This window comes from Streptomyces sp. NPDC057249 (assembly GCF_042669245.1).
GTDB lineage: Bacteria > Actinomycetota > Actinomycetes > Streptomycetales > Streptomycetaceae > Streptomyces.
In genome coordinates this window covers 133342-158217 of sequence record NZ_JBHUXS010000011.1, presented here as the reverse complement: position 1 = coordinate 158217, position 24876 = coordinate 133342, and the positions used below count along the sequence as shown (strand labels likewise).

The 24876-nt window shown below is 72.2% G+C and carries 22 protein-coding genes; 12 read left to right on the top strand and 10 right to left on the bottom strand.

The window, feature by feature from the left end:
• Nucleotides 1–3 precede the first annotated feature (3 nt).
• The gene (locus ACFUJY_RS21740) at nt 4–1026 is read right to left on the bottom strand and encodes a LacI family DNA-binding transcriptional regulator (RefSeq protein WP_383302036.1); all 1023 of its coding nucleotides are present in this window, start codon (nt 1024–1026) and stop codon (nt 4–6) included.
• 253 nt (nt 1027–1279) lie between these two features.
• Between ACFUJY_RS21740 and ACFUJY_RS21735 the strand changes: the two genes are divergently transcribed.
• The gene (locus ACFUJY_RS21735) at nt 1280–1747 is read left to right on the top strand and encodes a type II toxin-antitoxin system PemK/MazF family toxin (RefSeq protein WP_383302033.1); all 468 of its coding nucleotides are present in this window, start codon (nt 1280–1282) and stop codon (nt 1745–1747) included.
• 69 nt (nt 1748–1816) lie between these two features.
• Here the strand turns inward: ACFUJY_RS21735 and ACFUJY_RS21730 are convergent, their stop codons facing one another.
• Nucleotides 1817–2641, bottom strand: a complete 825-nt coding sequence (locus tag ACFUJY_RS21730; protein ID WP_383302030.1) for a TIGR02452 family protein — start codon at nt 2639–2641, stop codon at nt 1817–1819.
• A gap of 147 nt (nt 2642–2788) precedes the next feature.
• Here ACFUJY_RS21730 and egtA point away from each other — a divergent pair, with 147 nt between their 5' ends.
• The 4 genes from egtA to egtD are packed head-to-tail and all read left to right on the top strand — an operon-like array spanning nt 2789 to nt 7153.
• Nucleotides 2789–4108, top strand: a complete 1320-nt coding sequence (egtA, locus tag ACFUJY_RS21725) for an ergothioneine biosynthesis glutamate--cysteine ligase EgtA (protein ID WP_383302027.1) — start codon at nt 2789–2791, stop codon at nt 4106–4108.
• On the top strand, nt 4105–5439 hold the full coding sequence (gene egtB / locus ACFUJY_RS21720; protein ID WP_383302024.1) for an ergothioneine biosynthesis protein EgtB: 1335 nt from the start codon (nt 4105–4107) through the stop codon (nt 5437–5439). Before egtA ends, egtB begins: the two co-directional genes overlap by 4 nt.
• A complete protein-coding gene (gene egtC / locus ACFUJY_RS21715) occupies nt 5439–6194 on the top strand; it encodes an ergothioneine biosynthesis protein EgtC (protein ID WP_383302021.1) in 756 nt (251 codons plus the stop codon). Before egtB ends, egtC begins: the two co-directional genes overlap by 1 nt.
• Nucleotides 6191–7153, top strand: a complete 963-nt coding sequence (egtD, locus tag ACFUJY_RS21710) for an L-histidine N(alpha)-methyltransferase (RefSeq protein ID WP_383302019.1) — start codon at nt 6191–6193, stop codon at nt 7151–7153. Before egtC ends, egtD begins: the two co-directional genes overlap by 4 nt.
• 56 nt (nt 7154–7209) lie before the next feature.
• Here the strand turns inward: egtD and ACFUJY_RS21705 are convergent, their stop codons facing one another.
• Nucleotides 7210–8466, bottom strand: coding sequence for an extracellular solute-binding protein (locus ACFUJY_RS21705; protein ID WP_383302016.1), 1257 nt, complete (start codon nt 8464–8466; stop codon nt 7210–7212).
• 201 nt (nt 8467–8667) lie between these two features.
• Between ACFUJY_RS21705 and ACFUJY_RS21700 the strand changes: the two genes are divergently transcribed.
• Nucleotides 8668–8883 carry a dodecin gene (locus ACFUJY_RS21700; protein ID WP_143622752.1) on the top strand — a complete coding sequence of 72 codons (216 nt, stop codon included), beginning with the start codon at nt 8668–8670 and terminating at the stop codon, nt 8881–8883.
• 36 nt (nt 8884–8919) lie between these two features.
• Here the strand turns inward: ACFUJY_RS21700 and ACFUJY_RS21695 are convergent, their stop codons facing one another.
• Nucleotides 8920–9405, bottom strand: a complete 486-nt coding sequence (locus tag ACFUJY_RS21695) for a hypothetical protein (protein WP_383302013.1) — start codon at nt 9403–9405, stop codon at nt 8920–8922.
• 94 nt (nt 9406–9499) lie between these two features.
• Between ACFUJY_RS21695 and ACFUJY_RS21690 the strand changes: the two genes are divergently transcribed.
• Together ACFUJY_RS21690 and ACFUJY_RS21685 are read left to right on the top strand one after the other, a co-directional pair.
• Nucleotides 9500–11920 (top strand): ABC transporter, encoded by a 2421-nt coding sequence (locus ACFUJY_RS21690; RefSeq protein ID WP_383302010.1) that lies wholly within the window; start codon nt 9500–9502, stop codon nt 11918–11920.
• A 247-nt stretch (nt 11921–12167) separates the two neighbouring features.
• Entirely contained in the window at nt 12168–13937 is a 1770-nt protein-coding gene (locus tag ACFUJY_RS21685; protein WP_383302007.1) for a glycosyl hydrolase family 18 protein, read from the top strand.
• A 53-nt stretch (nt 13938–13990) separates the two neighbouring features.
• Here the strand turns inward: ACFUJY_RS21685 and ACFUJY_RS21680 are convergent, their stop codons facing one another.
• From ACFUJY_RS21680 to ACFUJY_RS21670, 3 genes are read right to left on the bottom strand one after another with little or no spacing between them, the layout of a single operon-like run.
• The gene (locus ACFUJY_RS21680) at nt 13991–14737 is read right to left on the bottom strand and encodes a succinate dehydrogenase/fumarate reductase iron-sulfur subunit (protein WP_383302006.1); all 747 of its coding nucleotides are present in this window, start codon (nt 14735–14737) and stop codon (nt 13991–13993) included.
• Complete coding sequence (locus ACFUJY_RS21675; RefSeq protein WP_383302004.1) at nt 14734–16683, bottom strand: fumarate reductase/succinate dehydrogenase flavoprotein subunit; 1950 nt, start codon at nt 16681–16683, stop codon at nt 14734–14736. The genes ACFUJY_RS21680 and ACFUJY_RS21675 overlap by 4 nt, the downstream gene beginning before the upstream one ends.
• Nucleotide 16684: 1 nt before the next feature.
• Nucleotides 16685–17392, bottom strand: a complete 708-nt coding sequence (locus tag ACFUJY_RS21670; RefSeq protein ID WP_383302002.1) for a succinate dehydrogenase — start codon at nt 17390–17392, stop codon at nt 16685–16687.
• A gap of 95 nt (nt 17393–17487) precedes the next feature.
• On the opposite strand from ACFUJY_RS21670, the gene ACFUJY_RS21665 reads away from it, so the two are divergent.
• Nucleotides 17488–18486, top strand: coding sequence for a LysR family transcriptional regulator (locus ACFUJY_RS21665; protein ID WP_383301999.1), 999 nt, complete (start codon nt 17488–17490; stop codon nt 18484–18486).
• Here ACFUJY_RS21665 and ACFUJY_RS21660 read toward each other — a convergent pair.
• Together ACFUJY_RS21660 and ACFUJY_RS21655 are read right to left on the bottom strand one after the other, a co-directional pair.
• Entirely contained in the window at nt 18426–20600 is a 2175-nt protein-coding gene (locus ACFUJY_RS21660; RefSeq protein WP_383301996.1) for a putative bifunctional diguanylate cyclase/phosphodiesterase, read from the bottom strand. The genes ACFUJY_RS21665 and ACFUJY_RS21660 overlap by 61 nt on opposite strands.
• Entirely contained in the window at nt 20597–21415 is an 819-nt protein-coding gene (locus tag ACFUJY_RS21655) for an SAM-dependent methyltransferase (protein ID WP_383301993.1), read from the bottom strand. Before ACFUJY_RS21655 ends, ACFUJY_RS21660 begins: the two co-directional genes overlap by 4 nt.
• A gap of 570 nt (nt 21416–21985) precedes the next feature.
• Between ACFUJY_RS21655 and ACFUJY_RS21650 the strand changes: the two genes are divergently transcribed.
• The 3 genes from ACFUJY_RS21650 to ACFUJY_RS21640 all read left to right on the top strand — a co-directional run bounded on the left by ACFUJY_RS21650 (nt 21986) and on the right by ACFUJY_RS21640 (nt 24015).
• Complete coding sequence (locus ACFUJY_RS21650; RefSeq protein ID WP_383301991.1) at nt 21986–22513, top strand: hypothetical protein; 528 nt, start codon at nt 21986–21988, stop codon at nt 22511–22513.
• Between the two features lie 15 nt (nt 22514–22528).
• Nucleotides 22529–23296, top strand: a complete 768-nt coding sequence (locus tag ACFUJY_RS21645) for a hypothetical protein (protein ID WP_383301989.1) — start codon at nt 22529–22531, stop codon at nt 23294–23296.
• Between the two features lie 164 nt (nt 23297–23460).
• Nucleotides 23461–24015 carry a hypothetical protein gene (locus tag ACFUJY_RS21640; RefSeq protein ID WP_383301986.1) on the top strand — a complete coding sequence of 185 codons (555 nt, stop codon included), beginning with the start codon at nt 23461–23463 and terminating at the stop codon, nt 24013–24015.
• A gap of 95 nt (nt 24016–24110) precedes the next feature.
• Here ACFUJY_RS21640 and ACFUJY_RS21635 read toward each other — a convergent pair whose 3' ends face one another.
• Nucleotides 24111–24743, bottom strand: a complete 633-nt coding sequence (locus ACFUJY_RS21635; protein ID WP_383301985.1) for a hypothetical protein — start codon at nt 24741–24743, stop codon at nt 24111–24113.
• Nucleotides 24744–24876 lie beyond the last annotated feature (133 nt).

Genomic DNA, 24876 nt, shown 5'->3' with positions numbered 1-24876 from the left:
GGCTCAGCTGGATTCCCGTCGTACGGTGCGGGCGCGCAGCAGGTCGTGGCGTTCGGGCGGGGTCCTCGGGTGGCGGACCAGCCGGTCCACCAGGTCGGCCAGCGGCTGGGCGGTCGCCAGTTCCATCCGTACGCTGCTGAGTCTCGGCCGCAGCAGCCGCCCGAGCATCGAGTCGTCGGCGCCCACCACGGCGGCCTCGGCGGGTATCCCGACGCCGGCGTCCTGGAGTGCCCGCATCAGAAGCATCGCGTAGGTGTCGTCGTACGCGAAGACGGCGTCCAGGCCGAGTGCGGGCCAGCGGGCGGCCAGGGTCGCCGCCGACTCCTCCTCGTAGCGCAGCGGCAGCACCTCGATGCGGGCGCCGCCGTGCCGCGCGGCCTCCCGGGCGCCTGCCAGGCGTGGGGCGGCGAAGAGCGCGGTGGCGGGGTCTTCGGGCATCACCACGCCGATGCGGCGCCTGCCGCGTTCCAGCAGATGGCGCACGGCGCTGCCGCCGACCTCCCGCTGATCCATGATCAGGGCGTGCGCGCCCTCCACCGGGTGGGGGCCGAGGGTGATGACCGCCTTGGCGCCGGAGCGCCGGAGCACGGCCGTGCCGCGCGGGGCGAGGGGGACGGAGCCGGGCACGATGACGGCGGCGGGGCGCAGTTCCGCCCAGGCACGGGCGGCGTCGTCGGCGCCGAGGCCGAGCGAGCCGTACTGGACGACCGTGTAGTCGAGGCGCCGCAGCCCCGCCTCCAGTTCGCGCAGGAAGCGGAGGTGCAGGGGCCCGGTCGGCGCGTTGCCGGTGGGCAGCAGCACCATGCGCGAGTGGCCGGCGCGCAGGGTGCGGGCGGCGGCGTGGGGTACGTAGCCGAGTTCGTCGGCGGCCTCCCGTACCCGGCGGCGCGTCTGATCGCTGATCCGCACCTGCGCGTTGTTGTTGAGGACGTAGGACACGGTGGCCCGGGAGACGCCGGCGAGCCGCGCCACGTCGGCGCTGGTCGGCACGGGGCCTTCGGCGGGCTGATCGGGTAACTGACTCATGGCTCCGGGCAGTCTTCCAGACCGTTGCGGCGCACCGGCGCGCAGGCCGGGCGGGGGCACCGCCTGGGGCCTGTCTGACCATTCCCGTCGTCCGCCCGGAGGGCGGGCCGGGCGGCGTCAGGCGGGTGCTCTCGGCGTGCCGGCCCCAGACCCCTGTACTGGATGTACCGGGGTCTGGGGCCGGTGCGGCGAGAGTGCGTGCATGGCGTCGCCCGGCAGACGGGAATGGTCAGACAGGCCCTAGGGTGTTGCGATGACGATCCAGCACCGCAGCGACAGTTACGACGAGCCGGGCGGCTTCCCCGGCCGGACCGGGTCCGCAGCGACCGCCCAGGCCGATCCGCGCGATGTGGGTCCGGTCCGCACCTCGTACGGCCCCGACCGCGACGGCGCTCCCGACCCCGGGGAGATCGTCTGGACCTGGGTGCCGTTCGAGGAGAACGACGGGCGCGGGAAGGACCGGCCGGTCCTGGTCGTGGCGCGGGAGGCGGCGGGCACGCTGCTGGCCGTGCAGCTGTCCAGCAAGCAGCACGACATGGACCGGGAATGGGTGGCGCTGGGCGCGGGCCCCTGGGACAGCTCGGGGCGTCAGTCCTGGGTGGATCTGGACCGGGTCCTGCGGGTGCACGAGGACGGGATGCGGCGCGAGGCGTGCGCCCTGGACCGGGCCAGGTTCGACCTGGTCGTCGGGCGGCTGCGGGAGCGCTACGGCTGGACGTGAGGTCCCGGCGCCGGGACCTCACCCTCGGCTTCAGGGTGAGGGTCGGCCCCGGTCGGCGGACGGGGGCGGCTACCGGTCGGCGAACACCCGGTCGAATACCACTCGGGTGGGTGAATCGTCGTCGCGGCCGAGGATGCCGAAGACGACCTGCTCGAAGTGGCCGGCGAACCGGCCCTCCCCGGTGAGCAGCGCGCGGAAGGCTCCCGCCACCTCCGCCGGGTCGTTGCGGAACACGCCGCAGCCCCAGGCGCCCAGGACCAGCCTGCGGTAGCCGCAGACCGTGGCGACCTCCAGCACCCGTTCGGCGCGGGCGGCGAGCGCGGCCGGAACGCGAGGGGCCTCCTGCGGGGTGCGGGCGCGGATGACCCCCGCGTTGGGGGCCGGCGAGGTGAGGAATCCGGCCGTGTACGGGGCGTCGAGCAGCCGGCCCCGGTCGTCGCGGAAGACCGGCACACCGGGTGAGTGGACGACCCGGTCGGTGTAGAACGCGCTGCGTTCGGCGCGGTGGTGGGCGTAGAAGCCGGGCGCCCGCAGCAGCGTGGCGTACAGCGCGGAGCCCCGGCACAGGGCCTCTTCCTGGGCCTGGGCTCCGTTGAGGTAGCCGCCGCCGGGGTTGCGTGCGGAGGCGTAGTTCAGGACGGCGACCTCGCCGGGCCGTTCGCGGGTCATCCGGGCGGCGGCCCGGAGGCTGCTCTCGCCGGTGACCTCGATGACCGGGGTCCGGTCCCGCCCGGGGGCCGCCGGCACGGGCTCGGGGCCGTACAGCCGCGTGCCCGCGAGGGCTGCCGCCACGTCCTTCTCGATGCTGATCCGGCGTCCGTTCCCGGCGCGGTAGGAACCCGCCCGGACGATGGCCTCCGTCTCGCGCGCGATTCCGCGCAGCCGGGCGCTCATGACCCCTCCCCCTTATGGTGCATACGGGGCATGATCGGCGTTCTTCTCCCGGACACGCAATTGAATATCCGGCGAAGAAGGCACTCTTGTGCGATGCCTCAGCAGCGGTTTGGGTAGGACGGACGCACCGGAACAAGGAGGCCCGGCATGTCATCCGAAACACCCGGCGGCCATGGTCCGCCACCCGGTCAGGCCCCGCCCCTCGGTGAGGGCGAGGCGGAGGATTTACTGCGCGGCATCTGTTTCAAGACCGGCCCGCCGCGCACGGTGGGGGTCGAGCTGGAATGGCTCCTGCACGACCGTGACCAACCGCATCGCACCCTCCCGCCCGAGCTGCTGGAGGCGGCCGCAACGGCCGTCCGGGCGCTGCCCCTGAGCGCGGCGCTCACCTTCGAACCCGGCGGCCAGCTGGAACTCAGCTCGCGCCCCGCCGCTTCCCTGATGGCGTGTGTCGAGGACACCGCCGCCGATCTCACCGCCGTACGCGCCGCCCTCGGCGGACTCGGCCTGGTCCCGGCGGGCCTGGGCGTCGATCCCTGGCAGACACCGCGCCGGCTCCTGCGTCAGCCCCGGTACGAGGCGATGGAGAAAGCCTTCGACCGGTGGGGCCCGGCGGGCCGCGCCATGATGTGCACCACCGCGTCGGTCCAGGTCTGCCTGGACGCCGGGGAGGAGGAGCCCGGCCCGCTGGGGTACGCGCGGCGCTGGCAGCTCGCCCATCTGCTGGGCGCCGTCCTCGTGGCGGCCTTCGCCAACTCGCCGTTCCAGGGGGGCGGGCCGACGCCCTGGCGGTCCACCCGCCAGGCACTGTGGGCCACCCTGGACGCGAAGCGGACGCTGGCCCCGGACGGGCTGTTGCCGCCCCGGGACGGCTGGGCCGCGCACGTCCTGGACACGCCCGTGCTGTGCGTACGGGGCGAGGGGCCCTGGCACGTGCCGGACGGGCTCACCTTCCGCGGCTGGATGCGGTCCGGGGCGCCCGGACGCCGCCCGGACCGCGGCGACCTCGACTACCACGTCACCACGCTGTTTCCGCCGGCCCGGCCGCGCGGGCACCTGGAGCTGCGCATGATCGACGCGCAGTCCGGCGACGACGGCTGGATCGTGCCCCTCGCCGTCACGACCGCCCTGTTCGACGACCCGGAGGCGGCGGAGACGGTGTACCGGACCGTGAAGCCGCTGGCCGAGACGGCCGGTGCGGGCGCCGCCCCGCGCAATCCGCTGTGGACCGCGGCCGCCCGCGACGGCCTGGCCGATCCGGAGCTGCGCCAGGCGGCGGACGCCTGCTTCCGGCTCGCCCTGGAGGCGCTGCCCCGGATGGGCGCGAGCGGCGCGGTACGGGACGCGGTCGCCGGCTTCCACGACCGCTTCGTCGCCCGGGGCAGATGCCCCGCCGACGACCTGCGGGACCTGCTCACCACGGGCGGGGCGCGCCGCCCGGCCCATCCGAAGGGGACCCTGTCATGACCGAATCCCCCGCGCCCCCGCACGCCGGGGACGCCGAGGCGCTGCGCGGGCACGCGCTCGCCGCGTTGCTCACCGCCCGCAGACGCACCGCGCTCCTCACCGACAGCGTCGACGATCACGAACTGACCGCCCAGCACTCGCCGCTGATGTCGCCGCTGGTCTGGGACCTGGCGCACATCGGCAACCAGGAGGAGCTGTGGCTGCTGCGCGGTGTGGCGGGGCGGGAGGCGATGCGCCCGGAGATCGACGGGCTGTACGACGCCTTCGAGCATCCGCGCGCCACCCGGCCGTCCCTGCCGCTGCTGGCGCCCGACGAGGCGCGCTCGTACGCCTCGGAGGTGCGCGGCAGGGCGCTGGACGTGCTGGAGTCCGCCCCGCTCGGGGACGGGCCCGCGCTGGTCAGGTCCGGATTCGCCTTCGGGATGATCGCGCAGCACGAGCAGCAGCACGACGAGACGATGCTGATCACGCATCAGCTGCGCTCCGGTCCGGCCGCTCTGACGGCGCCGGAGCCGCCGCGCCCGGCGGACGACGCCCTGGCGCTGCCCCCGGAGGTCCTGGTGCCCGGCGGCCCGTTCACCATGGGCACGTCGGCCGAGCCGTGGGCCCTGGACAACGAACGCCCCGCGCACCGGCGGGACGTTCCCGGGTTCGTCATCGACACGGCCCCGGTGACGTGCGGCGCGTACCGGGCGTTCATCGAGGACGGTGGCTACGGCGAGCGGCGCTGGTGGTCGCCCGAGGGCTGGGCGATGGTCCGGGAGAACGATCTGGGCGCCCCGTTGTTCTGGCACCGGGACGCCGGGCAGTGGCTGCGGCGGCGTTTCGGGGTGACCGAGCCGGTGCCGGACGACGAGCCGGTGGTGCACGTCAGCTGGTACGAGGCCGACGCCTACGCGCGCTGGGCGGGCCGCAGGCTGCCGACCGAGGCGGAGTGGGAGAAGGCGGCGCGCCACGATCCCGTCTCCGGGCGCTCGCGCCGCTATCCGTGGGGCGACGAGGACCCGACGCCGGAGCGGGCCAATCTGGGGCAGCGCCATCTGCGGCCCGCGCCCGCCGGGGCGTACCCGGCCGGGCGGGCGCCGTGCGGGGCGGGTCAGCTGATCGGTGACGTGTGGGAGTGGACGGCGAGCGACTTCCTGCCGTACCCGGGGTTCACGCCGTTCCCGTACCGCGAGTACTCGGAGGTGTTCTTCGGCCCGGAGCACAAGGTGCTGCGGGGCGGTTCGTTCGCGGTGGACGCGGTGGCCTGCCGGGGCACGTTCCGCAACTGGGACCTGCCGGTCCGGCGGCAGATCTTCGCCGGGTTCCGCACCGCGAGGGACCTCTGATGTGCCGGCACATCGCCTACCTGGGGCCGCCGGTCGCCCTGGGCGAGGTGCTGTCGCGCCCGGCGCACTCCCTGGTGCGGCAGTCCTGGGAACCCCGCCGCCAGCGGCACGGCACGGTCAACGCGGACGGCTTCGGGGTCGGCTGGTACGCGGAGGGCGACCCGGTCCCGGGCCGCTACCGGCGCCAGGGCCCGGTCTGGGGCGACCAGACCTTCGCCGACCTGGTCCGGGTGGTCCGCAGCCACGCCCTGCTGGCCGCGGTCCGGGACGCGACCGGCGCCGATCCGGACGGGGAGGCGGCCGCTGCGCCGTTCGCCGTCGGCCAGGTGCTGTTCAGCCACAACGGCGCGGTGCTGGGCTGGCCCGGTTCGATGGCGTCCGTGGCGGCCACCCTGCCCCCGGCCGAGCTGCTGCGGCTGACCGCCCGCAGCGACTCCGCCCTGGTGTGGGCCCTGGTGCGGCACCGGCTGGCGACGGGCGACCCGCTCGCGCAGGCCGTGGCGGACACGGTGGCCGAGGTGGCGGAGGCGGCGCCGGGCTCCCGGCTCAACCTGCTGCTCACGGACGGCCGCGCCATCGTGGCGACCGCCTGGGGCGACACCCTGTGGCATCTCACCGAGCCCGGCCGGCACACGGTCGTCGCCTCGGAGCCCTACGACGACGACCCCCGCTGGTACGAGGTACCCGACCGCACCCTGCTGACCGCGACCGCCGGCGACGTCCTGCTGACCCCGCTGAAGGAGCCCCGCACGTGAGTCCCTTCCTGCTGACCCGCACCCTGCCCGAGGACGCGACGGACGCGGCGCTGCGCGCCGATGTGCTGCACGGCCTGTCCCGGCGCCCGAAGACGCTGCCGCCCAAGTGGTTCTACGACGCCCGTGGCAGCGAACTGTTCGAGGAGATCACCCGTCTCCCCGAGTACTACCCGACGCGCGCCGAGCGGGAGATCCTGATCGACCGGGCGGGCGAGATCGCCGCCGCTTCCGGCGCCCGCACCCTGGTCGAGCTGGGTTCCGGCTCGTCGGAGAAGACCCGGTATCTGCTGGACGCGCTGACGGATCTGCACAGTTACGTACCGGTCGACGTCAGTGAGAGCGCGCTGCGCGGCGCCGCGGACGCCCTGCTGAGGGAGCGCCCGCAGCTGTCCGTGCACGCGCTGATCGCCGACTTCACCGCCGGGCTGTCGCTGCCGGAGACGCCCGGGCCCCGGCTCGTCGCCTTCCTGGGCGGCACCCTCGGCAACCTGCTGCCGGGTGAGCGGTCGGTGTTCCTGAAGTCGGTACGCGATCTGCTGGTGCCCGGGGACACGCTGCTGCTCGGCACGGATCTGGTGAAGGACGAGGAGGTGCTGGTCGCGGCGTACGACGACGCGGCGGGAGTGACGGCGGCGTTCAACCGCAACGTGCTGTCGGTCGTCGACCGGGAGCTGGGCGCGGACTTCGTGCCGGAGGACTTCGCGCACGTGGCGCGGTGGAATCCGCAGGAGGAGTGGATCGAGATGCGGCTGCGGGCCCGCCGGTCCTTGACGGTGAAGATTCCGGAGCTGGATCTCGTGGTGCCGTTCGAGGCGGGTGAGGAGCTGCGCACCGAGGTGTCCGCGAAGTTCCGGGAGGACGGGGTGCGCGGCGAGCTGGCCGGGGCGGGGCTCCGCCTGGCCCACTGGTGGACGGACGCCGAGGGCAGGTTCGCGCTGTCCCTGTCCACGGTGGACTGACCGGGACGGTACGGGTACGGGGCCGGCGGTGTCCGGTCCCGTACCCGTACCGGGGGTCAGCTGCCGGCGAGCACGGCGGTGATCTTGTCGGAGGCGGTCTTCGCCTCGGTCGCCGGGTCACCGCCCTGGAGGACGGCCGTCATGTACGTCTTGATCGGGTTGTCGGCCTCGACCGCGGCCCACTGCGGGGAGTTGGGCGTGGCGTGGCCCTGCGCCGCGCCCTCGGCCATGGCGGCGGTGCTCTCCTCGCCCTCGATGACGCGGGCGAGGGCGGGCTTGTTGGGCACGTAGCTCATCGTCTTGGCCAGTTCCTCCTGCCAATGGGCCCCGGCGAGCGCCTTGATGACCTCGTAGGCGGCGGCGCGCTGGTCGGACTTCTGCGGGACGATGAGGTCGGAGCCGCCGGTGAACACCGAGCCGGGCGCCTTGGCGGTCTTGCCGGGGATCGGGAAGTAGCCGAGCTTTCCCTTGAGTTCGGGGTTCTTCTTCTCGATCAGGGTCGCCGTACTGGGGGTGGAGATGATCTGGGCGACATTCCCCTCGGCGAACACATTGGCCTGCGGGGGCTTTTCCTCGTCGGCGTCCTTGGGTCCGTCGCCCAGCGCCTGCAGCTCGGAATAGAACTTCATGCCCTTGAGCGCGGCGGGCGTGTCGAGTGTGCCCTCCCAGTCGCCTTCCGCGTCGCTGGCGAGTTGCCCGCCCTCGTCCCAGATGAACCCGGCGAGGACGTACCAGTTCTGCCCCGGCAGATACATGCCCTGGATTCCGTCGCGGTTCAGTTTCTGGGTGTCGGTGATCCACTGCGCGCGCGTCTTCGGCGGGTTCTTGATGCCCGCGTCCGCGAAGATGTCCTTGTTGTAGATCACGACGCGGTTGGCCGCGTACCACGGGATGCCGTACTGGACGCCGCCGATGCTCCCCGGCTCGGCGAGGCCGGGCAGCCAGTCCTCTCTGCCCAGGTCACGCATGGATTCGAGGGTGAGGTCGCGCAGGTTGCCGCTCTCGGCGTACTGGGCGACCTGGGTGTTGCCGACCTCGATGACGTCGGGGGTGTCCTTGCCGGCGAGGGCCTCCAGGACCTTGGGGCCGATGCCGCCCCATTCCTGGATCTTGAACTCCAGTTCGACCGAGGAGTGCTCGTCCTCGTACGCCTTCTTGAAACGGTCCAGGAAGTCGGCGGTAACGCTGTTCTTCATCAGCCAGATCGTCACCTTCTTGTCCCCGGAGCCGCCGGTTCCGGGGATGACGCCGCAGCCACCCAGCGCAGCAGTGGAAATCAGGGCGACAGCTCCGACGAGCATGCGGTTTTTCACGGTTCACCTTCTGCGGAACGGCAGGACGAAATTTGCGGACCCGGTGTGGGGGACTGCGGGCTGCGCTCGCACGGGCGTGGCTGGATTTTGGTATGGACCAATACTTTGGTCAAGCGCCGATCCGGACATGCGTGACGTCCGCGACCTCTCGCGAACCGGGCCGAGGTAGGGCACCTTGGTAGGGACGAGAGGAGACAAACCGTGTCGAATCACACGTATCGCGTCACCGAAATCGTAGGAACCTCCCAGGAGGGTGTGGACGAGGCCATTCGCAACGGTGTCGCAAGAGCCTCGGAAACGTTGCACAATCTCGACTGGTTCGAGATCACCCAGGTGCGCGGGCAGATCGAGGACGGACGGATCGCGCACTATCAGGTCGGCCTGAAAGTGGGCTTCCGGCTCGACGACCCGAAGTGACGCGCCGGCCCGTCATCCCGTGCGGGCGCGACCGGTTCAGGTGCGCCCCTCGCGCTCCTGCGCCTCCTTCAGCGCGGGCGAGGCCGGGGTCCAGCGGGCGCGCACGACGGTGAATCCGGCCAGCTCGGCGGCGTCGCAGACCAGCTCGTCGTCGTCCACGAGCATGCGCACCGTACGGTCTCGGCCGAGCCGCTCCAGGATCTCCAGCTTCGTCCGGCGCGCCGGACGGCGGTCGTCGTTGCGCCGCATGTGCAACCGCCCCTCGGGCAGCCCCTGACGGGCGAGCCAGGCCACGGTGTCCTTGCGGCACCGCTCCGGCCGCCCGGTGAGGTAGACGATCTCGCACTCCTCGGCGCTGCTCAGCGCGAGGCGTACGCCCTCGTCCAGCGGCGGGTCGTCCACGGCGGCGGCGAAGAAGGCGGCCCAGTTCCGGCGGCCCTCCAGATGGTGCTGGCGGTGCGCGGTGTCGGCGAGCGTACCGTCAAGATCGAACACGGCCACGGGCCGGACGTCGTTTCTCATGCGGCCAGCAAACCAAGCGGCGGCACCCTCCGGCGAGCCGGCACGACCACCGGCCGGCCGCCGGACCCGCACCGAGTACGGAGACCCCTCCCCCATGACCTCGCCCCACGATCCGTACGTCCGGGTCCGAGGCGCCCGCGAGCACAACCTGCGGAACGCCGACGTCGACATCCCCCGCGACACCCTCACCGTCTTCACCGGCGTCTCCGGCTCGGGCAAGTCCTCGCTGGCCTTCGGCACGATCTACGCGGAGGCCCAGCGGCGCTACTTCGAGTCGGTGGCCCCGTACGCCCGGCGGCTGATCCACCAGGTCGGCGCGCCCGCCGTCGGCGAGGTCACCGGACTGCCGCCGGCCGTCTCGCTGGAGCAGCGCCGATCGGCGCCGGGGGCCCGGTCGTCCGTGGGCACGGTGACGACGCTGTCCAACTCGCTGCGGATGCTGTTCTCACGGGCCGGGGACTATCCGGAGGGGGCCGAGCGGCTGGACTCGGACGCGTTCTCGCCGAACACCGCCGTCGGAGCGTGCCCCCGCTGCCACGGCCTCGGCCGGGTCCACCGCACCAGCGAGGAGCTGCTGGTCCCGGACCCGGACCTGTCGATCAGGGCGGGCGCGATCGCCGCCTGGCCGGGCGCCTGGCAGGGCAAGAACCTGCGCGATGTGCTGGACGCCCTCGGCTACGACGTGGACCGGCCGTGGCGGGACATCGACCCGGCCGACCGGGAGTGGATTCTGTTCACCGACGAGCAGCCGGTGGTGACCGTCCATCCGGTGCGCGAGGCGGGCCGCATCCAACGGCCCTACCAGGGCACGTACATGAGCGCCCGGCGCTATGTGATGCACACGTTCGCCGACTCGAAGAGCGCCACCCTGCGGGCGAAGGCGGAGCGCTTCCTGAGCAGCGAGCCCTGTCCGGTGTGCGAGGGCAGCAGGCTGCGGCCGGAGGCCATGGCCGTCACTTTCGCGGGGCGCACCATCGCGGAGCTCGCGGGCCTGGCGCTCACCGAACTCGCCGATGTGCTCGCGGCGGCGGGTGGCGACGGGACGGCCCGGGTGCTGACGGCGGACCTGCTCGCCCGCATCGGGACCGTCACCGAACTGGGCCTCGGCTATCTGAGCCTGGACCGCACGGCGCCCACGCTGTCCTCCGGCGAGCTCCAGCGGCTGCGCCTGGCGACCCAGCTGCGCGCGGGGCTCTTCGGCGTGGTGTACGTCCTGGACGAGCCGTCCGCCGGACTGCACCCGGCGGACACCGAGGCGTTGCTCGCGGTGCTGGGGCGGCTGAAGGAGGCCGGGAACACCGTCTTCGTGGTGGAGCACCAGATGGACGTGGTGCGGCGGGCGGACTGGCTCGTGGACGTCGGGCCGCTGGCCGGTGAGCACGGCGGCCGGGTGCTGCACAGCGGGCCGCCCGCGGGGCTCACGGGGGTCGCGGAATCGGCCACCCGGCGCTTCCTGTTCCCGGACGCGCCGCCCCCGCCGCGCGAGGTCCGCGCGCCCTCGGGGTGGCTGCGGCTGCGCGGGGTGGAGCGGCACAACGTGCGCGGGGTGGACGCGGCGTTCCCGCTGGGCGTGTTCACGGCGGTGACCGGGGTCTCCGGCTCCGGCAAGTCGACGCTGGTGGGGCAGGTCCTGGCGGGCGCTCTCGCGGACAGGGGGGCCGGCCCGGACTCCGGCGAGCAGGAGCAGGTGGTGGCCGGATGCGCCCGCGCCGAGGGGCTGGAGGCGGTGGACCGCCTCGTCCAGGTGGACCAGCGGCCCATCGGGCGTACGCCCCGCTCCAACTTGGCGACGTACACCGGGCTGTTCGACGTGGTGCGCAAGCTGTTCGCGGCCACGCCCCTGGCCCGGGAGCGGGGATACCGGGCCGGGCGGTTCTCGTTCAACGTGACCGGCGGGCGGTGCGAGACGTGCCAGGGCGAGGGGTTCGTCTCGGTCGAGCTGCTGTTCCTGCCGAGCACGTACGCGCCCTGCCCGGACTGTCACGGCGCGCGGTACAACCCGGAGACGCTGGACGTCACGCTGCGCGGGCTGGACATCGCCCAGGTGCTGGACCTGACCGTGGAGTCGGCGGCCGGGTTCTTCGCCGAGACGCCGGCCGCCGCGCGCAGCCTGGGGACGCTGCTGGACGTGGGGCTCGGCTATCTGCGGCTGGGGCAGCCCGCGACGGAGCTGTCCGGCGGCGAGGCGCAGCGGATCAAGCTGGCGGCGGAGCTCCAGCGGACGCGCCGGGGGCACACGTTGTACCTCCTGGACGAGCCGACGACGGGGCTGCATCCGGCCGATGTCGAGGTGCTGATGCGGCAGTTGCAGGGGTTGGTGGACGCGGGTTCCACCGTGGTGGTCGTGGAGCACGACATGGCCGTGGTCGCGGGTGCGGACTGGGTGGTCGACCTCGGTCCGGGCGGCGGTGACCGGGGCGGCCGGATCGTGGCGGAGGGGCCTCCGGTGGAGGTGGCGCGGGCGCCGGGGAGCCGTACGGCGGGGTACCTGCGGGCGGCCCTGGGGCTCGCCTGAGCGGCCGTCGGTCCTCAACTCAGCCGGGTGCCGGGCCGGTTGGCGGCCGGTGCGGGGAAGGGAAATGAAACAGTAAAGAATGTTGACAGTTATCTGGTCCATACCAATCATGGGCATGCCACGCGGTCGTACGTCGCCGTGCGGCATGTGACCCCCGGCCGGGAATCACAGGAACGGGCCGCGCCCCTCACCGGGCGCGGCCGAGCCGTGCATCCGCCCGTTGTCCCACCCCGCTGGGAGCTTCCCCATGAGACGTCCAAGCACCGTCGGCGCCGTCCTGAGCGCCTTGGCCACCGCCGTCGCGTCCGCAGGTCTGGTCCTCGGATCAGGCGTCGGCGCGCAGGCCGCCACCACCGCCGCCACTCCCATGCCCGCGCACGTCTTCGCCCCGTACTTCGAGGCGTGGAACGGCGACAGCCCGGCCGCGCTCGCCCAGGCGTCCGGTGCCAAGTACCTGACCATGGCCTTCATCCAGACGGAGTCCCGCGGCTCCTGCACCCCGTACTGGAACGGCGACTCGGGCATGCCGATCGCCCAGTCCGAGTTCGGCGCCGACTTCGCCACGATGCGGTCGCGCGGCGGCGACGTGATCCCGTCGTTCGGCGGCTACACCGCGGACAACACCGGTACCGAGATCGCCGACAGCTGCACCAGCGTGGACTCGATCGCCGCCGCGTACGAGAAGGTCATCACGACCTACGACGTGTCCCGCCTCGACATGGACATCGAGGACAACTCGCTGACGAACAGCGCCGGCATCGACCGCCGCAACAAGGCGCTGAAGAAGGTCCAGGACTGGGCCGCCGCCAGTGGGCGCCCGCTCCAGATCTCGTACACCCTGCCCACCACGACCAGCGGTCTGGCGAGCAGCGGTCTCGCGGTGCTCAAGAACGCGGTGTCCAACGGCACGCAGGTCGACGTCGTCAACCTCATGACGTTCGACTACTACGACGGCGCCGCGCACGACATGGCCCAGGACACCCAGACCGCGATCACCGGTCTGAAGGGCCAGCTGGCGAAGCTCTACCCGTCGAAGACCGACGCCCAGCTGTGGGGCATGACCGGCATCATCGAGATGCCCGGCATCGACGACTACGGACCCGCCGAGACCTTCACCACCGCCAACGCGCCCGTGGTGTACGACTGGGCCGTCTCCAAGGGCGTCGGCACCCTGTCGTTCTGGGCGCTCCAGCGCGACAACGGCGGCTGCCCCGGCACCGGTGGGAGCGACACCTGCTCCGGCATCGCGCAGGACACCTGGTACTTCACGCACACCTTCGCCCCGTTCACCCGCGGTGGCGGCGGCCCGGTGACCGACGACTATTCGGTGGGGGTGACGCCCTCCTCGGCCACGGTCGAACCGGGCAGTTCGACGACCGCCACCGTACGGACGGCGGTGACCTCGGGCGCCGCCAGGACGGTCGCGCTGACCACCCGCGGTGCCCCGGCCGGGGTCACCGCCACGCTCAGCCCGACCTCGGTGACGGCGGGCGGCTCCGCCACGCTGACGCTCGGCGCGGCGGCGTCGACGGCTCCCGGCACGTACACCGTCACCGTGACCGGCACCTCCGGCACCCTCAGCCACTCCGCCTCGTTCACCCTGACGGTGCCCGGTGCCGGCGGTGGCACGGGCGCGCTGGTCAACGGTGACTTCGAGACCGGCGCGCTCGGCCCCTGGACGTGCGAGTCCGGTGGCGCGGTCGTCTCCTCGCCGGTGCACGGCGGTGCCCACGCACTGTCCGTCGCGGCCACCTCGTCGCAGACCGGCGAGTGCGCCCAGACGCTCAGCCTCTCCCCCAACACCGAGTACACCCTTCAGGGTTACGTCCAGGGGAACTACGCCTACATCGGCGTCCGGGGCGGGGCGACGGCGAGCACCTGGGGCCTGTCGAGCGGCTACACCAAGCAGTCGGTGACCTTCACCACCGGTTCCAGCGGCGCGGTCACGGTCTATCTGCACGGCTGGTACGGCCAGGGCACGGTGTACGGGGACGACCTCTCCGTGACCGAGTCCTGACCGCGCGGGGCCCGGAGGCGGGCGGCCTCCGGGGCCCTCGGCCGTGCGGTGGATCAGCGGCGGGCCTTGCGGGTCGCCCGCAGCCACTCCTTGTTCATGGCCGAGATCGACGGCAGCGGGATGCCCTTGGGGCAGGCGGTGGCGCACTCGCCGGTGAGCGTGCAGCCGCCGAAGCCCTCGCTGTCCATCTGCTCCACCATGTCGAGCACCCGGGTCTCCCGCTCGGGGGCACCCTGCGGAAGCACGTTGAGGTGGTTGACCTTCGCCGAGGTGAAGAGCATCGCCGAACCGTTGGGGCAGGCCGCGACGCAGGCACCGCATCCGATGCACTCGGCGTGCTCGAAGGCGAAGTCGGCGTCCGGCTTCGGCACCGGGGTGGCATGCGCGTCCGGGGCCGTCCCGGTGGGAGCGGAGATGTAGCCGCCGGCCTGGATGATCCGGTCGAAGGCGGAGCGGTCCACCACCAGGTCCTTGACGACCGGGAAGGCGGAGGCGCGCCAGGGTTCGATGTCGATGGTGTCGCCGTCGTGGAAGGCGCGCATGTGCAACTGGCAGGTGGTGGTGCGGTCGGGACCGTGCGCGTCACCGTTGATGACGAGGCTGCACGCACCGCAGATGCCCTCGCGGCAGTCGTGGTCGAAGGCGACGGGGTCGTCGCCGGCGAGGATCAGCTCCTCGTTGAGGGTGTCGAGCATCTCCAGGAACGACATGTCCTGCGAGATGCCGTCCACCTCGTACGTGGACATGGCGCCGGGGGCGTCGGCGTTCTTCTGGCGCCAGACGCGCAGGGTGAGCTTCATGCGTAGCTCCGCTGAGTGGGGTGGACGTACTCGAAGACGAGGTCTTCCTTGTGCAGGACGGGGGCCTCGCCGGTGTCGGTGAACTCCCAGGCGGCGCCGTAGGAGAACTCCTCGTCGCGCCGGGCGGCCTCGCCGTCCGGGGTCTGGGACTCCTCGCGGAAGTGGCCGCCGCAGGACTCGGCGCGGTGCAGGGCGTCGAGACACATCAGCTCCGCCAGCTCCAGGTAGTCCACGATGCGATTGGCCTTCTCCAGTGACTGGTTGAACTCGTCGCCGGTGCCCGGCACCTTGATGCGGCGCCAGAACTCCTCGCGGATCAGCGGTATCCGGGCGAGCGCGGTGCGCAGCCCCTCCTCGTTGCGGGACATCCCGCAGTACTCCCACATGAGTTCGCCGATCTCGCGGTGGAAGGAGTCGGGTGTGCGGTCGCCGTCGACGGCCAGCAGCAGGTTGAGCCGGTCCTCGGTCTCGGCGACGGCCTCCTCGACGGCCGGGTGCGAGGCGTCGACGTCTTCGCGGTGCGGGTTGCGGGCGAGGTAGTCGTTGATGGTGGACGGCAGGACGAAGTAGCCGTCGGCGAGCCCCTGCATCAGCGCGGAGGCTCCGAGGCGGTTGGCCCCGTGGTCGGAGAAGTTGGCCTCGCCGATCGCGAAGAGCCCCGGGACCGTGGTCTGGAGGTCGTAGTCGACCCAGAGCCCGCCCATCGTGTAGTGCACGGCCGGATAGATCCGCATCGGGGTCTCGTAGGGGTCCTCGGCGGTGATCCGGGCGTACATGTCGAAGAGGTTGCCGTACTTCTCCTCGACCCCGGCCCGGCCCATCCGGCCGATGGCCTCGGCGAAGTCCAGGTAGACGCCCTGGCCGCCGGGTCCGACGCCGCGGCCCTCGTCGCAGACGTTCTTCGCGGCGCGCGAGGCGATGTCGCGGGGCACCAGGTTGCCGAAGGAGGGGTACTGGCGCTCCAGGTAGTAGTCGCGCTCGTCCTCCGGGATCTCGTTCGCGGGCCGGGTGTCGCCCTTGGCCTTCGGGACCCAGATGCGGCCGTCGTTGCGCAGCGACTCGCTCATCAGCGTCAGCTTGGACTGGTGGTCGCCGGTGCGCGGGATGCAGGTGGGGTGGATCTGCGTGAAGCAGGGGTTCGCGAAGTAGGCACCGCGCCGGTGGGCCCGCCAGACGGCGGTGGCGTTGGAGTTCATCGCGTTGGTCGACAGGTAGAAGACGTTCCCGTAACCGCCACTGGCGAGGACCACCGCGTCCGCGAAGTAGGTGTCGATCCTCCCGGTGACGAGGTCGCGGGCGACGATGCCGCGCGCCCGGCCGCCGACGACGATCAGGTCGAGCATCTCGGTACGGGGGTGCAGTTCGACGTTGCCCGCGGCGATCTGCCGGGACAGCGCCTGGTAGGCGCCGAGGAGCAGCTGCTGTCCGGTCTGGCCGCGGGCGTAGAACGTGCGGGAGACCTGGACGCCGCCGAAGGAGCGGTTGTCGAGGAGGCCGCCGTACTCGCGGGCGAAGGGGACGCCCTGTGCGACGCACTGGTCGATGATCTCGACGGAGATCTGGGCGAGCCGGTGCACGTTGGACTCGCGGGCGCGGAAGTCGCCGCCCTTGACCGTGTCGTAGAAGAGGCGGTGCACCGAGTCGCCGTCGTTGCGGTAGTTCTTGGCGGCGTTGATGCCGCCCTGCGCGGCGACCGAGTGGGCCCGGCGGGGCGAGTCCTGGAAGCAGAACTGGACGACGTGGTAGCCCTGTTCGGCCAGGGTCGCGCCGGCCGAGCCGCCGGCCAGGCCGGTGCCGACGACGATGACGGTGTGCTTGCGCCGGTTGGCGGGGTTGACCAGCTTGGCCTCGAAGCGTCGGGTGTCCCAGCGCTCCGCGACGGGGCCGGCGGGGGCCTTGGTGTCGGCGACGGGTTCGCCGGTCGTGTAGTGCGTGTAGTCGTTCATGTCAGCTCACGACTCCGGTCATGACGGCGACGGGTACGGAGATGAAGCCCACCGTCAGCACCAGCGCGAGGACGTCGGCGAGGGTCTTCAGGGCGCGGTCGCGGCTCGCGCGGCCGGCGCCGAGGGTCTGCGCGGCGCTCCAGAACCCGTGCCGGACGTGGAGTCCCAGGGCGAGCATCGCGACGATGTAGACGACGTTGCCGTACCAGGTGGAGAAGGTGTCGATGACGTTCTGGTACGGGTGGCCGGACTGGAATCCGCCGGAGTGCACGGTGCCGGTCGTCAGGTCCAGGATGTGCCAGACGATGAACAGCCCGAGGATGACCCCGCCGTAGCGCATGGTGCGGGTGGCGTAGCTCGCACGCGGCCGCTTGTGCACGTACGTGCTGGGCCGGGCCCGCAGGTCGCGCCTGCTGAGCTGGTACGCGGAGACCGCGTGCAGCACCACGGCGGCGACGAGCACCACGCGCACGATCCACAGCGCCCACTCGTGGTGCAGGAAGGGCTCGCCCACCACCCGCAGCCAGTGCGCGTAGCCGTTGAACTCGTCGGACCCGAAGAAGATCTTCAGGTTTCCGATCATGTGGACGACCAGGTAGAGGAGCATGACCAGACCGCTGACGGCCATGATCACCTTCTTGCCGACGGTCGAGCCCCAGAGCGTGCGCGTCATGGACGGCCGTCGGTCCGTCCGGGTTGCCAATGCCATGGACACGACGCTAGGGCCGGAGGGCCCGATCAGTCCAAGTCATGGAACAGCTGATCTCCATAGCCGGGGCCTATGAAGCGCGGTAGCGTGGGGTGATGCAGTTCCAGCAGCTCACCTATTTCGTGGCCGTCGCCGAGGCCCGGCACTTCACCCGCGCCGCCGAGGAGGTGCACGTATCGCAGCCCTCGCTCTCCCAGCAGATCCGGGCCCTGGAGAACGAGCTCGGCGCCGAGCTGTTCAGCCGGGCGCGCGGCAACATCACCCTGACGGACGCGGGCGAGGCGCTGCTCCCGCTGGCCCGGCGCATCCTGGCCGACGCCGACACGGCGCGCCACGAGGTGCAGGAGCTCGCCCAGCTGCGCCGGGGCCGGGTACGGCTGGGGGCGACGCCCAGCGTGTGCACGGGCCTGCTGCCGGAGGTGCTGCGCGCCTTCCACGACCTGCACCCGGGCATCCAGCTGCTGCTGGAGGAGGGCGGCTCGCACGATCTCGTACGGGAGCTGGCGCGCGGGGCGCTCGACCTGGCCCTGGTGGTGCTGCCGTTGCCGGCCGCGTCACCGGCGCTGACCACGGTCGAGCTGCTCCAGGAGGACCTGGTCGTCGTCTCGTCGGCGCAGCGCCCCCGGCCGGGGCGGGGCGGGCGGGTCCGGATCGCGGACCTGGAGGGCGAGCCGCTGGTGATGTTCCGGCACGGCTACGACCTGCGGGAGCTGACGGTGGCCGCCTGCCGGGCCGAGGGCTTCGAGCCGTCGTTCACGGTGGAGGGCGGCGAGATGGACGCGGTGCTGGGCTTCGTCCGCGCGGGCCTGGGCATCGCGGTCGTCCCGGCCATGGTCGCGGCCCGGTCCGGGGCCGACCTGCGGACGACCCCGCTGGCCCGGCCCGGGCTGCGCCGCACCATCGCACTGGCGCACCGCAGCGACGTGGCCCCGCCGCGCGCGGCCCGCGAGCTCCAGCGGGTCCTGCTGGGTCAGACAGGCCCAGGGGGCGGGCGGGCGCGGCGAGCCCCTGAGGGACGCCGCGCCCGCCCGGCTCACACCGCGTCGGCCAGCAGCAGCGAGTGGATGCGGTCCGGGGCGCCGGGGCGGGCGTAGTACCAGCCCTGGGCCGTGTCGCAGCCCAGCTGCCGCAGCTGCTCGGCCTGGGCGCCCGTCTCCACGCCCTCCACGGTGACCGCCAGGTCGAGGCTGTGGGCGAGCGACACGATCCCCTCCACGATCTTCAGGTCGACCGGGTCCGCCGGATGGTGCTGCATCCCCTGGGTGAAGGACCGGTCCAGCTTCAGCACGCTCACCGGCAGCCTGCGCAGGTTCGCCAGGTTGGAGTAGCCGGTGCCGAAATCGTCCAGTGCGATGTCGACGCCCATCTCGGCGAGTTGGCGCAGCGGCTTCAGCACGTCCTCGTCAGCCCCGATGAGCGCCGACTCGGTGACCTCCAGGCAGAGCGCGCCCGCTTCGAGCCCGGAGCGCTCCAGGACCTCGACGGTCTCCGCGACGAGCTGCGGGTGGTGCAGCTGGGCCGGTGAGAGGTTGACGTTGATCCGCAGCGGGCCGCCGTCGGTGTGCCGCTCCTGCCAGAAGTTGGCCTGCCGGACCGATTCCTCCAGGACCCAGCGGCCGAGCGGCACGATGAGCCCGGTGTGCTCGGCCAGCGTGATGAACCGGTCGGGCCCCAGCACCCCGTGCTGCGGATGGCACCAGCGCACCAGGGCCTCGGCGCCGTGCACCGTACCGTCGTCGAGGTGCACCAGCGGCTGGTACTCGATGAAGAACTCACCGCGTTCCAGGGCGGCCGGCAGCGCGGTGGTGAGACCGTGCCGGGTGATGGCCCGGGCGTCCGCCTCGGCGTCGGCCAGCTCGAAGCGGTTGCCGCCCGCGGACTTGGCCCGGTACATGGTGATGTCGGCGCTGCGCAGCACCTCGGCGGCGCTGCGCTCCCCGGCGGGGCCCTCGACGACGCCGATCGAGCCGCGCACCGTCAGTTCGCGCCCGTCGAGCCGGATGGGCGTGCCGAGGACGCCGAGGATGCGGCAGGCGAGTTCGTCGACCTCGGCGGGGCTGTCGAAGCTCGTCGTGAGCGCCACGAACTCGTCGCCGCCGAGCCGGGCGACCATCTCGCCGGAGGCGGTCGCGCAGCTCTGGAGGCGGTCCGCGACCTCCACGAGCAGCCGGTCGCCCGCGGCGTGGCCGAGGCTGTCGTTGATCGCCTTGAAGCCGTCCAGGTCCAGGTAGCAGAGGCCGAAGCGGCTGCCGTCCCCGGCTGAGAGCGCTTTCTCCAAGCGCTCGAAGAAGAGCGTCCGGTTCGGCAGGCCGGTGAGCGCGTCGTGGGTGGCCTCGTAGCGGAGGCGCAGATTGAGCAGGCGGCGCTCGGTGGTGTCCTCCAGCAGCGCCAGCTGGTATTCGGGCCGCCCCTCCGCGTCGCGCAGCAGCGACACCGTCAGATTGGTCCAGAGCACGGTGCCGTCGTTGCGGTAGTACGGCTTCTCGACCCGGTAGTGCTCGCGTTCGCCGCGTACCAGCTCGTTGTAGTACTTCCAGACCTGCGGGGAGTCCTCGGGGTGCACCCACTCGTTGACGCGGTGGCTCAGGACGTGGTTCTCCAGGCCGCCGAACATCCGGGTGAGGGTGTCGTTGACCTCCAGCACATTGCCGTCGAGGTCGGCGATGCCGATGCCGATGGCCGCGTCCTTGAAGACGGCGCGGAAGCGTGCCTCGGTGGCGTGCAGGGCCTGTTCGGCGTGGGAGCGGGCGGCGAGCGCCGAGCGGGCGATGGCCTCCTGCTCGGCCAGCGTCCGCTCCCGCAGGGCCTGCGTGAAGCCGGCGGCCACCGCGTGCTGGATGCGGGCGCAGCGGGACCGGCTGTCCTCGGTGGTCAGGGCCGCCGGCCCGTTGCTGCCGCAGTAGAGCACCAGGTACGAGTCGACGACGCCGAGCGTGGAGCTGAGCGCGTCCGGGTCGGTGCAGTGGGCGGCGACGAGCGCGCCGCCCACCCCGGTCGCCGCGGCCGCGTCGAACGGGCGGGCGTGCAGGGTCTCGCTGAGCGTACGGGCCAGCGGCAGCAGGTGCTGTTCGAACTCGGTCCGGGTCAGGGAGGTGGCCGTCGACGGGAAGATGGCCCGGCTCCAGATGGTGGCGAATCTCCGGAGCCGGTCCTCGGGGCCGTCGGGCGCCGCCTCCGGGGTACCGGACGACTGGGCGGGAATGCTCACGCCTTGCGTCCCACTCCCGCGATGCCCGAGAAGGCGTATGGGTCCTCGTTCTCGGGGGCCGCGGCGTTCTCGGGGCGCCACTCCGGCATCGCGACGAGGCCGGGCTCGACCAGGTCGTAGCCGTCGAAGAAGCGGGCGACCTCGTCGCGCGTGCGCATGATGAGCGGGTTGCGGATGTTGCGGTACACGCCGACCGCGCCGCCGGCCTCCTCGCGGCTCAGCGGAATGCCCTCGTACGCGGCGTGGGTAACGATCAGGAGGCTGCCGGGGGCGAGCATGTCGCGGAGTGCGGCGACGGCGCCCTGCGGGTCGTCGGAGTCCTCGATGAAGTGGAGGACGGCCACGAGCAGCAGCGCCACCGGGCGGTCGAAGTCGAGGAGTTTGCTCACCTCGGGGCTGTCCCTGATCTCCTGGGGCCGGCGCAGGTCGGCCGAGGCGATCGTGGCACCGTCGTTGCCTTCGAGGACGGCCTGGCTGTGCGCGACGGCGACCGGGTCGTGGTCGACGTAGGCGACCTTGGCGGCGGGGTCGATCGCCTGGGCGACCTCGTGGACATTGCCGAAGGTGGGTATCCCGGAACCGATGTCGAGGAACTGGCCGACCCCCTCGCTCAGCGCGTAACGCACCGCGCGGCGCATAAAGGCCCGGTTCGCCTGCATCACCTTGGGAAGTCCCGGCATGAACTCCATGGCCTTCCGGGCCGCTTCCCGGTCCACCTCGAAATTGTGCGAGCCGCCCAGATAGAAGTCATACATTCGGGACACGCTCGGCACCGAAATGTCAATGCCTTGCGGTGCCCAGGCGGGACGCTCCATCGATGTCTCCAACAAGTCGCCACGGCGATCCGGCCATGTCCATGGTCAGTGTGGACCAGAGGCTACTGATCGACCGCCAAGAGAGCGAGCGGAAACGGAAATTAGCCGTCCGTTATTGGTCACACTCCCATGGCATGTGCAACCGACTGGTCGCTGCCCGTTACATTCGCCGAACGAGAGGGATCAAATAGTTCACTCCCGGACTACTTTGGCGCGCCGGCGAAGTCCGCGTCGGCGAAGCCCGGACACCATGTCCCGGGAGAGCCTTGGACGTTGGCGTTCGAGGGCCGGACGCCCTCGGGGCAGGGCAGGGGCCTCCGGGCGCCCGCGGACCGGCGCGCGCCTTCCCCTCGCCGCCCCGACGCCGGGAATGCGCGGAACCGGTGACACGGCCTTTGACGCCATTCCCCGAGGGAGGGGCGACAATCGGCCATTTCCGGAGACCGGGACTCCGCACGCGCCTGTTCCATTTCACCGGCGCCAAACCCCATGCACCCCAGGTCCCCTCCATCAGGGGAATCCGGAGGAGGTCCGGCGTGCCGCCGCACGGCCCGGAACATGCTCCCGGTCGTGTACGGATCACTCTTCTGGCGGCTGGCCGCGGCGCTCGCGCTCACCTGGCTGCTGACCGCCCCCGCCCCCGCGACCGCCGACAGTTGCGCGTACGCCTCCATCGGTGAGGAGGACGGCGGCACGGCGGTGGCGGTCAGCGGCGACGGCAGCTGCTTCGCCGGCCCGGAGCCGGAGCCCACTCCGACCCCCACGCCGAAACCGGAGCCGCCCCCTCCGCCACCGCCGCCCCCGAAGCCGGCACCACCACCGCCGCCTCCGCCGCCCCCGGCGCCCGAACCCGAACCGGCACCACCGCCCCCGCCGCCGCCCCCTCCCCCACCGCCGGCCCCGAAGCCCGAGCCGAAGCCGGAGCCGAGCCCCTCGCCATCGGTACGGCCCTCGCCCTCCGTCCACGTCGCACTCCCCGCCTACCGCCGGCCGGTGCGGAAGACGCCGCAGCGTCACACCTCCCTGGTCACGCTCACCTTGATGGTCACGGCTCCCGCGGTGTTCGCCGTCGCGGTGCTGCGCCCCCGTTCCCGATGAATCCCGGAGACGCCCATGTCGGAATGGCTCGTCCTCACGCTCGCCATGGTCGCGGCCACCGCCGTGGTCCTGACCATCGCCGTTCTCAGCAACCGCAGACTCCCGGAGGACGACGACCCGTCCGAAACCCCCGACGTCATCGAGTACATGACGATGATGATCGGAGTGATCTACGCCATCGTGCTGGGCCTCGCCATCGCGGGCGTCTGGGAGGGCCGGAGCGCCGCGCAGGAGTACGTGCGCCAGGAGGCCCAGGCCCTGCACGAGGTGAGCGCGCGCTCCGCCGTCTATCCGCAGGAGGTGCGCACCCGCATCCGGGCCGACGTCGACGCGTACGTGAGCTATGTGGTGCACGACGAGTGGCGGACCATGACCGAGCACGGGAGGCTCAGCGACCACGGCACCGAACTGCTGGACAAGGTACGCGCCGACGTCACGGACTACCGGCCGAGGACGGACCACGAGGGTCAGGCGTACCAGCCCCTGGTGGACCAGGTGGCCGCCGCCGACGACGCCCGCAGCTCACGGGGGGAGAGCGCGGGCGCGACCATGCCGGGGGTGGTGTGGTTCGGGCTGGTCATCGGCGCCCTGGTGACCGTGGGGCTGATCTTCACCCTGCAGATCCGGCGGACGTTCCGGGAACTCCTGCTCGCCGGGCTCTTCAGTGTGCTGATCGCCTTCCTCCTCTTCCTGATCTGGGACTTCGACTCCCCGTTCGGACGGGGCTTCTCCGCCACCGCCGCACCCTTCCTCGACCTCTTCCCGGGGGCGGCGGACGGCTGACCGAGGACCGATGCGCCGCCCGGGGGACAGCGGTGCCCCATTCGCCGGACCCCGATCGCGGGCGAAATGCACCACTTCTAGCGTGGGCGGCGTTCGAGGTGCATTTCTGACGCTTTGTGGAAATCCGTTCCGCAGCTGCTCCTCGGGGACCCGGAGGATTCACCATGCGCGCAATACGTGTCGCCCCCGTCGCTCTGCTCGGCGCCGCCGCACTCGCCCTGACCGGCCCGGCCGCGACCGCGTACGCCGCGACCGCGGGCGGTCCGTCGGGGGGCGGGAACGGATACACCGTGACGCCGTCGGTGGTGGCGCCCGGGGGCAAGGTCACCCTGGCGGCCCGGGGTTGCTCGACGACCGCCACGGCGTCCTCGGGGGTGTTCGACACCGTCACCATCCCGATGAACGGCAGCGCCCAGGCCACCGTCGACCGGGACGCCAAACCGGGCGCCGCCTACGAGGTGACGTTCATCTGCAACACCTCGCCCAGTTCCACGGCCAAGGTGAACCTCACCGTCAGCGCGGCCACGGGCGCGCCCACCACGAGCTCGACCAGCACGAGGGCCGCCACGGCCGCGCCGGCCGGTGTGCAGGGCGGTCTGGGCGGCAGCATCGACAGCGTGAACTCCGGTGAGATCGTGGCGGGCACCGCGCTCGCCGTGGCCGCCGGCGCCGGTGTCGTGTTCTTCGTACGCCGCCGCAGGGAGAGCCGCTCGCACTGACCGGTACAAGCGGAATGGGCAACGAGAGCCGCCCCGGGTCCTGGCACGGGACCCGGGGCGACTTCGTTATCGGTCCGGCGGGAGTGTTCTGGCGGTCAGGCCGCCCCATGGCCCGTCCTCCGGCGGCGCATGATGTACACGCCTCCGCCGAGGGCCGCCGAGGCGACGAGACCGGCGCCGACGCCCATCTCCGCCGGGGTCGCCGCCATCGAGCCGCCGAGCCCGCCCTGGGCCCCCCGGCTGTCGAGCACGGTGAAGCGGTGACTCGCCGTCCGGTCGGTGCCGTCGCACCGGACCGTCAGGTTGTACGTGCCGGGCGTCGCGTCGTTGAAGATGCGGACCCGGGCGTGGCCGACCCGGCCGGCCGAGAGCCGGGTGGTCCGGAACGCGTTGGACGAGACGCTGCCGCCCCGGCCGCAGCCCTCGGCGCTGACCTGCATGGCGGCGCCCTGGTGCACGCGCTCGGGGTCGACGGTCACGTTGTTCGGGCCGTTGTTGCGCCCGTTGCCGTTGTTGTTCCCGTTGTTGTTGCCGTTGCCGTTGTTGTTGCCGTTGTTCCAGCCGCCCGGGTCGTTCCAGTCGTTCTGGTTGTTGCCGTTGTTCTGATTGTTGTTCTGGTTGTTGTTCTGGTTGTTCCCGACGTCTCCGCCGGCGGCGGCCATCGGGGCGCCGGCCCCGAGGGCGGCGACGGCGGCCGCCGCGACCACCAGAGCGCGTGTAGCACGCATCGTTCCAACCTCCACCGGGAAGCGCCCCGGGGCTCTGTGCGCCGGGATGGATCGACGAGAACGCCTCCCATGACGAACCCTCACCAGAACCTTGATCGCCCGCATTTCGGCGCTGCTCCGGACCGGTGATCCG